This window comes from Candidatus Tachikawaea gelatinosa, assembly GCF_000828815.1.
Classification (GTDB): Bacteria; Pseudomonadota; Gammaproteobacteria; order Enterobacterales; family Enterobacteriaceae; genus Tachikawaea; species Tachikawaea gelatinosa.
This window is the reverse complement of record NZ_AP014521.1, coordinates 27,455-40,455: the sequence shown is the minus strand read 5'-3', so window position 1 is coordinate 40,455 and position 13,001 is coordinate 27,455. Positions and strand designations below refer to the sequence as shown.

Below are 13,001 nucleotides of genomic sequence, written 5' to 3'. Positions count from 1 at the left end.
AAAGTAGGGAAAAAATGTTAGATTTTTTAAAACTTAAAATTAGTTATCTTTTTTTAAATAAATTTATTGTTAAATTTATTAGTTGGTTAGTTAATATACAAGTTACTTGGTTAACTAAATTATTTATAAAACTATTTATTTGGTTTTATAAAATTGATATGTCTGAAGTAAAAGAATCTAATATAGAAAAATATAAAAACTTTAACGATTTTTTTGCAAGACCGTTAAAAGAAGGTATGCGTCCTATTGATAATGATATAAAATCTATAGTGTTTCCAGCAGATGGTAAAATATTTCAGTTAGGTTGTATTAAATATAACATATTGTTACAAGCAAAAAAAAAATACTATACATTAGAATCATTGTTAGCAGGTGATGAAAAAATGGCTGAAAAATTTTATAATGGTAAGTATATTAGTATTTATTTACATCCATCTAATTATCATCGTGTACATATGCCTTATACGGGTATTATTCGTAAAATTATTTATGTTCCTGGAGAACATTATCTATTAAATACAGTTTCTATAAACAATGTTAAAAACCTTTATGCACGTAATGAACGTGTGATTTGTTATTTTGAAACAGAAATAGGTCCAATGATACAGATTTTAGTTGGTGCCGCAATGGTTGGTAGTATTGAAATATTAAAGAAAGGAACTATTATCCCCCCTCGTGAAGGGGTAATAAAAAAATGGAATTTTTCTAAAGATCATGTATCTAATTACCAAAATTTTTTGTTGAAAGGACAAGAAATGGGTAAATTTAAAATAGGTTCTACAGTAATTAGTTTATTTTCTTCAAATAATAATATGAGAATACTTTCTCATTTAACAGTGAATAGCCTAACTCGTGTAGGTAAACCATTTGCGGTTCATTCATATAAAAGTAAATAAACAATTGTTAATTTATTAAAATAAGAGAGAGATAAATCTTTTGCGTTTTCTTTACTATATTATTCTTAATTTTTTTTTATTAATTAATAGTTCTTTTTCGCATACTTTAGTTCATGTTGACCAAGTAGAAAAAGAACCAATAAACTTACAATTTCAAAAGAATCAATTAATTAAAAAAAAATATAATCAATGTAATAAAGTTTCATTACTTTTAGTAACTGCATCTGAAATAAAAAATGATATTAATGAAATTATAGCAAAATATATAGAACAATTAAAAAAAATAATAAATAATTTGATTAAAAAACTATTAATGCAAATAGCTTATAAAGCTAATGTAGCTTATATATATAAAAAAAAAGTAAAAAAATCATTTTTTAAAGATCGAAAAAAGCAGTCAATATATGATTTTATGATAATGCATCATAAAAATAATTATTACTTAGATGAATGCTTAAGTTTTCTTCATACTAAAATACATAAAAACAGACAAAAAAAAGCAGAAAAAATATTAGAAAAAATAGAAGAACCTGTTAAAAATAATCAAAAATTACCATCAGTCATTAGAAATCAATTACGTATAAATAAAGATCTTTTTAATGTTTTAAGCCAACAAAATCAACAAATGGAATCTATTTTAATACAAAAAAAAATTGTTCATTCACAAATTATTCAAGTACGTCATGTCTTAAATACATTATATGAACAATCAAAATGGTTAAAATTTTCTAATTTAGTTGGAGAAGCTTTACGAACTCAGCTAATACATTTACCTTCACCTGAAATTCAAAAATCTAAAAGTATAGATAACCAATTAGGAGATTTACATGCAAAAAAATTAATTTATCAAAATAAACTGGATCATGAAAAAGATATATTACAACAATGTTTTAATGAAAATAAAGATTTAGATAAAAATCAAAAAGATACTTTGATTTATCAATTAAAACATAGAAATAATTTACTTAATTTGTTAATCATAGGATGTGATAATTTAATTATAGAACTTAATAAATTAAGAATTAGTAGACATGAACTTAAAAATATTTTGCTTGCTGTCAAAGAATCTACACATCGTTATTTATTTTGGACAGCAGATATTAGTCCAATTAATTTTTATTATCCTGTAGAAGTAATACATGCTTTTTCTTTCATTCTTTCACCTAATGTTTTTAGTCAATTATATAATTCATTATTAATAATCTTTAGTAAAAAAGAAACATTAATAACAATTATTATATCTCTTTTGTTTATTGGTTTGAGTTTACAACTAAGAAAAAACTTTTTATTATTTTTAGAGAATACTGCAAATCAAGTAGGAAAGGTGACTCAAGATCATTTTTATATTACATTATTTACTGTTTTTTTATCTATTATAATTACAGCGCCACCAATATTATTATGTGCGACGTTAGGAACAGCTTTACAAAGATGTTGGTCTTATCCAATAGCTGTTTCTTTAGGTGAAGGAATTATTTCTACATTACCACTATTATTTATTTTTATGATTAGTGCAGCTTTTGCTGAAAAAAATGGTTTATTTCTTATTCATTTTCAATGGTCATATAATCGTGTTGCCCATGCTATGCGTTATTATCGTTTAATTATTTGGTTTATTGTACCATTAATTATGTTAATGGTTACCTTCGCTAATTTTGAAGAACATCAATTATCAGCAACACTAGGAAGATTATGTTTTATATGTATTTGTGGAGCACTAAGTGTTGTAACAAGTAGTTTTAAGCGTGCTGATATTCCTTTATATCTTGATAAAGAAGGTAATTGTAAAAATTTAATTAATTATTTTTTATGGAACGTAATGATTGCTATTCCTATATTATCCGCTTTTGCAGCTTGTATAGGATATTTAGAAACAGCAAAAGCTTTGTTAGCTAAACTTGAAATTTCAGTAGCTATTTGGTTTTCTTTACTAGTAATTTATTACATTATAAGACGTTGGATGCTGATTCAAAAAAGACGAATTGCTTTTGATCGTGCTCGTCAAAAAAGAGCAGAAATACTAGCTAATAGATCACGTAGTGAAGAAGAAAAAGAATTATTAATGCAAAATGCTGATTCAGTAGAAATTGATGAACCTATTATTGATTTAGATAAAATTAGTTCTCAATCTCTGCGTCTAGTAAGATCTATTTTAACATTAATAGCCTTATTATCAGTTATAATTTTATGGTCAGATATTCACTCTGCTTTCAGTTTTTTAGAAAATATTCATTTATGGGAAGTACAGCGAACAATTAGTAATGTAAATCATGTATATCCTATCACTTTAAGTTCCATATTAATAACAGTACTCATACTTTTTATTACTGCACAATTAGTAAGAAACATGCCAGCATTATTAGAATTAGCAATTTTACAACATATCAGTTTAAAACCAGGTACTGGTTATGCTATTACTACTCTTACAAAATATTTTTTAATGTTTATAGGAGGAGTAATTGGATTTTCATTTATTGGAGTTGAGTGGGTAAAGTTACAATGGTTAGTAGCTGCTCTTGGTGTTGGATTAGGTTTTGGTTTACAAGAAATTTTTGCAAATTTTATTTCAGGTTTAATTATTTTATTTGAAAAACCAATTAGAATTGGAGATACAGTAACTCTTCGTAATTTAACTGGTAGCATTACACGCATTAATACACGAGCAACTACTATTATAGATTGGGATCGTAAAGAAATTATTGTTCCTAACAAAGCATTCATTACTGAACAATTTATTAATTGGTCTCTTTCTGATTCTGTTACACGTATAGTTTTAACAATACCTGCATTCACTAAAGAAAGTACTGAAAAAATTACTACCATTTTAAAAAAAGCAGCAGAAATGTGTTCTTATGTTTTGACTATTCCTTCTCCTGAGGTTTTTTTAGTAGATTTACAAAAAGGCATTCAACTATTTGAATTAAGAATTTATGCAGCTGAAATTGGGCATCGTATGCCTTTACGACATGAACTACACCAATTGATTTTAAAAGGATTTAAAGAGCACAATATAGATTTACCATTTCCACCAACTCAAATACGAACGGAAATTTTTCATAAAAATAAAAAAAAATTATAATTTAGAATTAATTTTTTTTAAAAATTACTTATTTAATTAACCTATAATTTTTTCTTTATATATTTTTTTTTTATGCTAAAATCTTGTTGCAGTTTTTTTTTTGAATAAAGTTTTTATCAAAAATAAAAATTTTATTTAACAAATAATAAAAATAATTCAAATACTAAATTTCAGTTGTTAATAACTTATTTGATATAGATCCGGTACCTTATGCGAAAGATACTAACAAATCAAGAAAATTTAATTAAACAATTTAAAACTTTGTTAAAAGAAAAAAAATTCGGTTCTCAAAATGCTCTTGCTCAAGAGCTAAAAAAAAAAGGCTTTCAAAAAATTAATCAATCTAAAATTTCACGTATATTAATGAAATTAGGTGCTATACGTATAAGGAATACTAGAATGGAAATGGTTTATTGTTTACCACCTAGTGAATTAAATATTCCATCTATTACAAATACATTAAAAAGTTTGGTGTTAAATATTGATTATAATGATGTAATGATAATTATTCATACCATACCCGGAAGCGCTCATATTATTGCAAAATTAATTAATTCTTTAGAAAAAAAAGAAGGTATTTTAGGCACACTTGCTAGTAATGATACAATATTTATAACTCCAAAAATTATTTCAAATATTAAAAAAATTTTTTTTGTTCTTCAAGATTTATTTGATAATAAATAAATAATTTAAAATTTTATATATAAAATATATAATCTTTTATATATCTATTAAAATTTTCATTTTTTCATATAAATAATATACCGTAATTTTTGAACAAAATTTATGAAAATATCAGATATAAATTAGAAAACTTTTTATGTATTTTATTAATATGGTCATTTCAAGAAATTAATAATTGACATATTAAAAGATAAATATTTAATAAAATTACTAATATTACGATTAACCAACCAAAATATTTGGTTAAAGTTGTATTTACCATATCATCCATTAATTCACGATTTCCTGTAAAAACAAGTAATGGTACTATTGCTAAAGCAATACCAAAGCTTAATAAAACTTGACTAAATATTAAAATTTTTGTGGGATTCCACCCAATTAAAATAACAATAAAAGAAGGAATCACAGTAATTAATCGTCTTATAAATAATGGAATATTAAATCTAATAAATCCTTGCATTACAACTTGTCCTGCTAAAGTTCCTACCACTGTAGAAGAAATACCAGCTGTAATTAAACTTAACCCGAAAACTGTTGCAGCGGCATTATTTAATAATGGTTTTAATGTCATAAATGCTTGATCAAGTTCAGCTAATTTAGTATAACCATTAAAATGAAAAACTGCGGCAGAAGTGGCCATCATTGCTAAATTAACAAAACCAGCTATTGTCATAGCAATAGTAACGTCTAGTTTTGTGGCATTATAACGTTCTTTTCTTGTATTTTTGTCACCTTCTTGAGTTAAGGCTGAGTGTAAATATATTACGTGAGGCATAATAGTTGCACCTAAAACTGCTGCTGATAAAAACACTGAATTTTTATCTGGTAAATATGGTATAAACATTCCTTTTGTTAACTTTAGAGCGTTAGGTTGAGAAAAAATTAATTCAACAATATAAGAACCAGCGACAAAAATTAAAAATCCTCCAATAATTATTTCTAGTATTTTTTCTTTTCTGTTTTGAAACGTTAAAATAAAAAATGTTAGAAAACCAGTTATAATTGCTCCTTTTATTAAAGACATGCCAAATAATAGTTGAAAACCTAAAGATGCTCCAATAAATTCTGCTAAGTCTGTTGCCATAGCAATAATTTCTGCTTGTATCCAGTATAACCAAACGACTTTTTTAGGAAAACGGTCTCGAATATGTTCAGCAAGATTCTTTCCTGTTGCAATTCCAAGCTTAGCAGAAATTAATTGTATTAACATTGCCATAATATTAGATAATACCACTACCCAAAGTAAACTATATCCATATGATGAACCTGCTTGAATATTAGTCGCAAAATTTCCAGGATCAATATATCCCACAGCTGCAATAAAAGCTGGTCCTAATAAAGCGAGATTTATTTTTTTCTTATTTTTTATGATATAGTTTACTGAACTACTTTTAGTCATAAATTTTACCTTATTCATATTTTTTAATATATTTTTTTAATATGAACCAAATAGATAATTATTTAATAATAAATTATAGCATTTGCTATAAAAATAAAAAATAAATTAATTAGAAGTATTCATGTTTATGAAACATTAAAAAAATTAGTAAAAATTATAATGAATATTCCAATTAATTTATATTATTAGTATAATTGAAAATTATGATGTGTTAAAAAATTATAAATTATAATATCATTTTTCATAATCTTTATAAAAAATAAACATTATCTATTTAAGATACTTCACTTTAAAATATATGAACAAATTCAAATGTCTTTAAAAATTTTAACTTCAACTATTATTGGAATAAAAAAATTTATTAAAAATCCTATAATTGAATTGCATCAATCAGATAAAGGAACTTTAGCTGTACTCGATAAAAATATACCAGTTATGTATGTTTTAACACAAGAAAGATTGTCATATTTACTAGAAATAGAAAAAAAAATGTTTTTAGAAAAAAACTATTTTTTAGATAAAAGTCAATCTAAAAAATCTTTTAGAAAAAACTTAAATGACTATCAAATACTACCAAAAGAAAAATTTGCGATGTATAAAAAATGGCAACCAGATATTGACTTTCAAAAAAAAGCTGCTGTTTGGGGGGTGATATTAGAACAACCTGTTAGCACATCAGAATTAGCATCATTTATTGATTATTGGATCGTAGAAGAATGTATTTTACATCACGTTCAATGGCAACAAAAACTTGCACGGAATATTAAATTAAATCGTTTAATAGATAATAAAATTACGAAAAAAAAACATACTGGATCTAACAATCACCATTATAATGATAATGTTCCAGATGGTTTTAGAAGTGAATAATAATGAAAAAACATGATTATTTTTTTAATCGTTTAAAAAAAATAATTCCTCAACATATTAAACCAAAATTTGGTACTGGATTAGAATTATTAAAATGGAATCAAGAACAAGGTAAATTAAATTCTACAAAAATTATTAAAAAAAATTATGAAATAAAATTTAAAAAAACTGTTATGCAATCTGGTATTCACGAATTATATAAAGATTGTTCTTTTGATAACTATCAATTAGAAAATGAAAGACAAAAAAAAGCATTATCTATGGCAAAAAGATATTTAAAGGAATTTAATCAAAATAGTTTAGCTAGTTTTATTTTTTCTGGTAAACCAGGAACAGGTAAAAATCATTTAGCTACAGCAATAGGTATGAATCTTATTTTAAATGGTAAAAGTTTTTTACTAATTACTGTTGCAGATATTATGTCTAATATTAAAGAAACTTTTTCTTTTAAAAATTCATTACATGAAAAAAATTTACTATATAATTTTTCTAATATTGATTTATTAGTGATTGATGAAATCGGTATTCAGATAGAATCACGTTATGAAAAAATTGTAATTAATCAAATTATTGATCGTCGTTCTTCTTCAAAACGTCCAACAGGTATGCTTTCAAATCTTGATTATATAAGTTTAAACCATTTGCTAGGAGAAAGAGTAATGGATAGAATGCGTATAGGGAATAGTATTTGGGTACGATTCGATTGGGAAAGTTACCGTAAACATATAAAATAAACACTGTTATTTATACTAATAAATATCGCAGATTATTTTTCAAATTATATTAATTTATTTATAATGAAGATCAACGATTTCTTTATATTATATTTTAAATAATTTTTTTACAATACCATAAGTATATAGATTATTAAATTATAATTAAATAATATAAAATTTAAATAATCTGTCATCTAAGATTGCAAACATTTTTTTTAATACAATTTTATTGTAATTATTATAAAATAGCAAAAAAATAAGAAAACCTCACAAAAGATAAAAACTCAACAGTAAATTATCTTTTTAAGATAAATAACTAAAAATTTTATAATAATTCACAAAATTAATATCATTCTCTTTAAATTTGTAATCCAATACTATATTTTAAATACTTTTAAAGTATACCACAAACAACGTTGAAACTATTAATATACTATATTCATCATTTAATTAAAGGAAGGAAACATTTGTTTAAGTTAAATTATAAATTAATAAATTTTCTTGCTACTATATCAAATATTAATAATCTTTCTTTCAATTATGGTTCAGAAATTGCTATTTTAGGCTATTCTAATGTTGGAAAATCTACTTTAATCAATATCCTAGCTAACAAAAAAATATCAAGAACTAGCAAAAAAGTAGGATGTACTAAATTTATCAATATTTTTGAAGTTATTTCTGGAAAAAGAATTATTGATTTTCCTGGTTACGGTTATACAAATTTTTCTAAAAAAGATGAAAAAAAAACAAAAAAAATGTTATACGATTACATTGTAAGCCGAGTTTTTTTAAAAGGTGTATTATTATTAATAGATATTAGATTTCTTTTAAAGGATATAGATCGAGAAATTTTAAATAAATTAATGCTTAGAAAAGTTTCTATTACCATTGTATTAACAAAATCTGATAAGGTTTCTTCTGCGAAGAAGAATGTTCAATATGAATGTCTTAAAAAAGAAATAAGCATGATTAGTGATAAAATAAGTATAATAATTTTTTCGTCAAAAATTAAAATAGGAATGAAAAAACTTATTAATACTATCAATAAAAACTTATCACAATAAAATTTTTTAACTTAAAAAGTTAATAACGTTTTTTTTAAAATTTAATTCTTTTAATAAAAAGAATAACCTCTTTTTATCACATTTTCGAATAAAAAAATTATTATACTTATCTTTAATAACTACATTTGTTTTTATTTTAGCTAATTGATAAGATAAGAATGCGATTTTTTTATGATTTTTTAATTGCTTGAAGACAAAATTAGAACAATTTTTATTGTATATATCAAATTTCTCAATGCTATCATAAATAGATTCTATATTACCAAATTTTTGTATAAGATCTTTTGCTCTTTGTTTTCCTATTCCAGGTACACCTGGAATATTATCTGATATATCACCAATCAATGCGAAATAATCAACAATAAAATTAGGGGTTATACCATATTTTTTTTCAACTTCTTTTGGTCCAATTAATTCTTTATTTATAATATTAAATATATTAATTTTATTTGAAACTAATTGAGTCATATCCTTATCAGCTGTGCTAATTAGTACAGGTTTTTTTTGAAATTCAGCTAATTTAGCAATAGTGCCAATAACGTCGTCTGCTTCAACTCCTGGAATAGAAATAATTGGAATACCCATTGCTTGAATAATATCATGTAAGGGTTTAATTTGAATAGATAGTTCGTTAGGCATTGGTAAACGATGTGATTTATACTTTTCGTATAACTCATTTCTAAATGTTTTTCCTTTATGATCAAAAACAACAGCTACATTAATAGGTTGATATTTTTTTATTAAAAAATTGAGTACATAAATAAAACCATATATTGCACCTATAGGTTTTTTTTCCGTGTTAACCATAAAAGGATAAGAATAATAAGCTCTATATAAATGAAATGATCCATCAATTAATAAAAAAATATTGTCATTTTTTTTTTTCATAAAGTATTGTTTTAAACCATAAAATCAATAAAAAACAAGAATTAGTTTTACTTGGCAAATTCCTACTCTCACATGGGGAGACCCCACACTACCATCGGCGCCATAGTGTTTCACTTCTGAATTCGAAATGGGATCAGGTGGTACCACTACGCTATTTTTACCAAGTAAAACATAAATAGATTCTTATCTATATCATTTATAGTAAGCGAACAACATTTCTGCAAATCAAAATAACATAAAAAATTTTTGATGTTGTAAGATTAAGCCTCACGGGTCATTAGTACTAGTTAGCTCAACGTATCGCTACGCTTACACACCTAGCCTATCAACGTCGTTGTCTTCAACGTCCCTTCAGGACTCTCTTAGAGTCAGGGAGAACTCATCTTAGGGCAAGTTTCGTGCTTAGATGCTTTCAGCTCTTATCTTTTCCGTACTTAGCTACCGGGCAATGCCATTGGCATGACAACCCGAACACCAGCGGTACGTTCACTTCGGTCCTCTCGTACTAGAAGCAACCCCCTTCAATTCTCCTACGCCCACGGCAGATAGGGACCGAACTGTCTCACGACGTTCTAAACCCAGCTCGCGTACCACTTTAAATGGCGAACAGCCATACCCTTGGGACCTACTTCAGCCCCAGGATGTGATGAGCCGACATCGAGGTGCCAAACACCGCCGTCGATATGAACTCTTGGGCGGTATTAGCCTGTTATCCCCGGAGTACCTTTTATCCGTTGAGCGATGGCCCTTCCATTCGGAACCACCGGATCACTAAGACCTGCTTTCGCATCTGCTTGCGTTGTCACGCTCGCAGTTAAGCCAGCTTATGCCTTTGCACTAAACTTACGATTTCCGACCGTAATTAGCTGACCTTTGTGCTCCTCCGTTACTCTTTAGGAGGAGACCGCCCCAGTCAAACTACCCACCAGACACTGTCTGCACTCCGGATGACGGAGTAACATTAGAATATTCAACATTAAAGGGTGGTATTTCAAGGACGGCTCCATATAAACTAGCGTTTATACTTCATAGCCTCCCACCTATCCTACACATCGATGTTCAATCTTCAATATCAAGCTATAGTAAAGGTTCACGGGGTCTTTCCGTCTTGCCGCGGGTACACTGCATCTTCACAGCCATTTCAATTTCACTGAGTCTCGGGTGGAGACAGCCTAGCCATCATTACGCCATTCGTGCAGGTCGGAACTTACCCGACAAGGAATTTCGCTACCTTAGGACCGTTATAGTTACGGCCGCCGTTTACCGGGGCTTCGATCAAGAGCTTTTCTTTTAGAAAAAAAAAAGATAACCCCATCAATTAACCTTCCGGCACCGGGCAGGCGTCACACCGTATACGTCCACTTTCGTGTTTGCACAGTGCTGTGTTTTTAATAAACAGTTGCAGCTAGCTATTATCTTCGGCTAGTTTCAGCTTAAAGAGCATGTCTTTTTACTTACTTCTAGCGTGCCTTCTCCCGAAGTTACGGCACCATTTTGCCTAGTTCCTTCACCCGAGTTCTCTCAAGCGCCTTAGTATTCTCTACCTAACTACCTGTGTCGGTTTGTAGTACGGTTCTATATTATCTGAAGCTTAGAAGATTTTCTTGGAAGCATGGCATTAATTACTTCAATTCCTAAGAATTTCGTCATCACACCTCAGTTTTTATTTTTCGGATTTTCCTGAAAAATTAACCTACATGTTTAAACCGAGATTTCCAACACTCGGCTAATCTAGCCTTCTCCGTCCTTTCATCGCAATAATATAAAGTACAGGAATATTAACCTGTTTTTCCATCGATTACGCTTTTCAGCCTCACCTTAGGATTCGACTTACCCTTTTCTGATTAACATCGAAAAGGAAACCTTAGTCTTTCGGCGAATGGGTTTCTCACCCATTTTATCGTTACTCATGTCAGCATTCGCACTTCTGATACTTCCAGTAAATTTCACAACTTACCTTCTTCAGCTTACAGAACGCTCCTCTACCCAACAAAATTATTTGTTGCCGCAGCTTCGGTACATAATTTAGCCCCGTTACATCTTCCGCGCAGGCTGACTCGACCAGTGAGCTATTACGCTTTCTTTAAATGATGGCTGCTTCTAAGCCAACATCCTGGCTGTTTAAGCCTTCCCACATCGTTTCCCACTTAATTATGACTTAGGGACCTTAGCTGGCGGTCTGGGTTGTTTCCCTTTCCACAACGGACGTTAGCACCCGCTGTGTGTCTCCCGTAATAACATTCTTTGGTATTCGGAGTTTGCATTGGATTGGTAGGCTGGAGTAGCCCCCTAGCCAAAACAGTGCTCTACCCCCAAAGATGAGTTTACGAGGCGCTACCTAAATAGCTTTCGAGGAGAACCAGCTATCTCCCGGTTTGATTGGCCTTTCACCCCTAACCACAAGTCATCCACTAATTTTTCAACATTAGTTGGTTCGGTCCTCCAGTTAGTATTACCTAACCTTCAACCTGCTCATGGTTAGATCACCGGGTTTCGGGTCTACATCCTACAACTTAACGCCCAGTTAAGACTCGGTTTCCCTACGGCTCCCTTATACAGTTAACCTTGCTATAGAATATAACTCGCTGACCCATTATACAAAAGGTACGCAGTCACATTATAAAAAAAATGCTCCTACTGCTTGTACGTATACGGTTTCAGTATCTTTTCACTCCCCTTTAGGGGTTCTTTTCACCTTTCCCTCACGGTACTAGTTCACTATCGGTCAATCAGGAGTATTTAGCCTTGGAGGATGGTCCCCCCGTATTCAAACAGGATATCACGTGTCCCGTTTTACTCATTGAGTACACAAATTATATGTTTTTATATACGAGACTATCACTCTGTATCGTGTGATTTTCCAAACACTTCTACTAACAAAATAATTTGATAAAACTCTGGGCTTTTCCCCTTTCGCTCGCCACTACTAAGGGAATCTCAATTGATTTCTTTTCCTCAGGATACTTAGATGTTTCAGTTCTCCTGGTTTGCTTCATTATATTATATATTCGTATAATGATGATGTATGTTACTACATCGGGTTTCCCCATTCGGACACTACCGGTTATTAACGGATCTTATCGCCTTACCGATTCTTTTCGTAGATAAGCACGTCCTTCATCGCCTCTGATTGCCAAGGCATCCCCCGTATACGCTTAATTGCTTAATCTTACAACTCAAAAATTTCTTTTTAATATGTTGTATGCTATTCAACATTTATCTATACAGCGTTTTTTGTTGAATATTTTGATTTGCCAAAAATGTTAAAGATCGTGTACTAAAAAAATAACTGATATATTTTAATAAAATAAAAGTAGTCCTCCTTTTACGATAAAAGGAGGACTATGATATATAACGATTATTCATTAATATATTTACTAAATAATTTGTTGTGAGCACTTTTCA

The 13,001-nt window shown here is 28.6% G+C and carries 7 protein-coding genes, 2 rRNA genes and 1 pseudogene; 6 read left to right on the top strand and 4 right to left on the bottom strand.

The annotated features are described in order from the left end of the window. The first annotated feature begins 14 nt into the window (after window positions 1–14). From asd to argR, 3 genes and pseudogenes are all read left to right on the top strand, one after another. On the top strand, window positions 15–896 hold the full coding sequence (asd, locus tag TGUWTKB_RS00170) for an archaetidylserine decarboxylase (protein ID WP_041062296.1): 882 nt from the start codon (window positions 15–17) through the stop codon (window positions 894–896). Between the two features lie 139 nt (window positions 897–1,035). Continuing rightward, window positions 1,036–3,975 (top strand): annotated as a pseudogene (mscM, locus tag TGUWTKB_RS00165) (miniconductance mechanosensitive channel MscM); the annotation flags it as partial. A 210-nt stretch (window positions 3,976–4,185) separates the two neighbouring features. Beyond that, window positions 4,186–4,659, top strand: coding sequence for a transcriptional regulator ArgR (argR, locus tag TGUWTKB_RS00160; RefSeq protein WP_041062293.1), 474 nt, complete (start codon window positions 4,186–4,188; stop codon window positions 4,657–4,659). Window positions 4,660–4,819: 160 nt separating this feature from the next. Here argR and TGUWTKB_RS00155 read toward each other — a convergent pair whose 3' ends face one another. Further along, window positions 4,820–6,058 (bottom strand): Nramp family divalent metal transporter, encoded by a 1,239-nt coding sequence (locus TGUWTKB_RS00155; protein WP_041062291.1) that lies wholly within the window; start codon window positions 6,056–6,058, stop codon window positions 4,820–4,822. A 312-nt stretch (window positions 6,059–6,370) separates the two neighbouring features. Here TGUWTKB_RS00155 and TGUWTKB_RS00150 point away from each other — a divergent pair, with 312 nt between their 5' ends. The 3 genes from TGUWTKB_RS00150 (at window position 6,371) to yihA (ending at window position 8,708) form a co-directional block, all read left to right on the top strand. Continuing rightward, on the top strand, window positions 6,371–6,928 hold the full coding sequence (locus TGUWTKB_RS00150; protein WP_041062289.1) for a DnaT-like ssDNA-binding domain-containing protein: 558 nt from the start codon (window positions 6,371–6,373) through the stop codon (window positions 6,926–6,928). Between the two features lie 2 nt (window positions 6,929–6,930). Further along, entirely contained in the window at window positions 6,931–7,662 is a 732-nt protein-coding gene (gene dnaC / locus TGUWTKB_RS00145) for a DNA replication protein DnaC (protein ID WP_041062287.1), read from the top strand. Between the two features lie 449 nt (window positions 7,663–8,111). Further along, a complete protein-coding gene (gene yihA / locus TGUWTKB_RS00140; protein WP_041062285.1) occupies window positions 8,112–8,708 on the top strand; it encodes a ribosome biogenesis GTP-binding protein YihA/YsxC in 597 nt (198 codons plus the stop codon). 6 nt (window positions 8,709–8,714) lie between these two features. Here yihA and TGUWTKB_RS00135 read toward each other — a convergent pair whose 3' ends face one another. The 3 genes from TGUWTKB_RS00135 to TGUWTKB_RS00125 form a co-directional block, all read right to left on the bottom strand. Further along, complete coding sequence (locus TGUWTKB_RS00135; protein ID WP_041062283.1) at window positions 8,715–9,596, bottom strand: 5'-3' exonuclease; 882 nt, start codon at window positions 9,594–9,596, stop codon at window positions 8,715–8,717. 49 nt (window positions 9,597–9,645) lie between these two features. Further along, window positions 9,646–9,761: ribosomal RNA gene (gene rrf, locus TGUWTKB_RS00130) — 5S ribosomal RNA — on the bottom strand. A gap of 91 nt (window positions 9,762–9,852) precedes the next feature. Then, window positions 9,853–12,765: ribosomal RNA gene (locus TGUWTKB_RS00125) — 23S ribosomal RNA — on the bottom strand. Window positions 12,766–13,001: the final 236 nt, after the last annotated feature.

Bases quoted from the DNA above. Each gene is read 5' to 3' on its own strand.
- asd (WP_041062296.1), top strand. From the start codon at position 15: ATGTTAGATTTTTTAAAACTTAAAATTAGTTATCTTTTTTTAAATAAA.
- argR (WP_041062293.1), top strand. From the start codon at position 4,186: ATGCGAAAGATACTAACAAATCAAGAAAATTTAATTAAACAATTTAAA.
- TGUWTKB_RS00155 (WP_041062291.1), bottom strand. From the start codon at position 6,058: ATGACTAAAAGTAGTTCAGTAAACTATATCATAAAAAATAAGAAAAAA.
- TGUWTKB_RS00150 (WP_041062289.1), top strand. From the start codon at position 6,371: ATGTCTTTAAAAATTTTAACTTCAACTATTATTGGAATAAAAAAATTT.
- dnaC (WP_041062287.1), top strand. From the start codon at position 6,931: ATGAAAAAACATGATTATTTTTTTAATCGTTTAAAAAAAATAATTCCT.
- TGUWTKB_RS00135 (WP_041062283.1), bottom strand. From the start codon at position 9,596: ATGAAAAAAAAAAATGACAATATTTTTTTATTAATTGATGGATCATTT.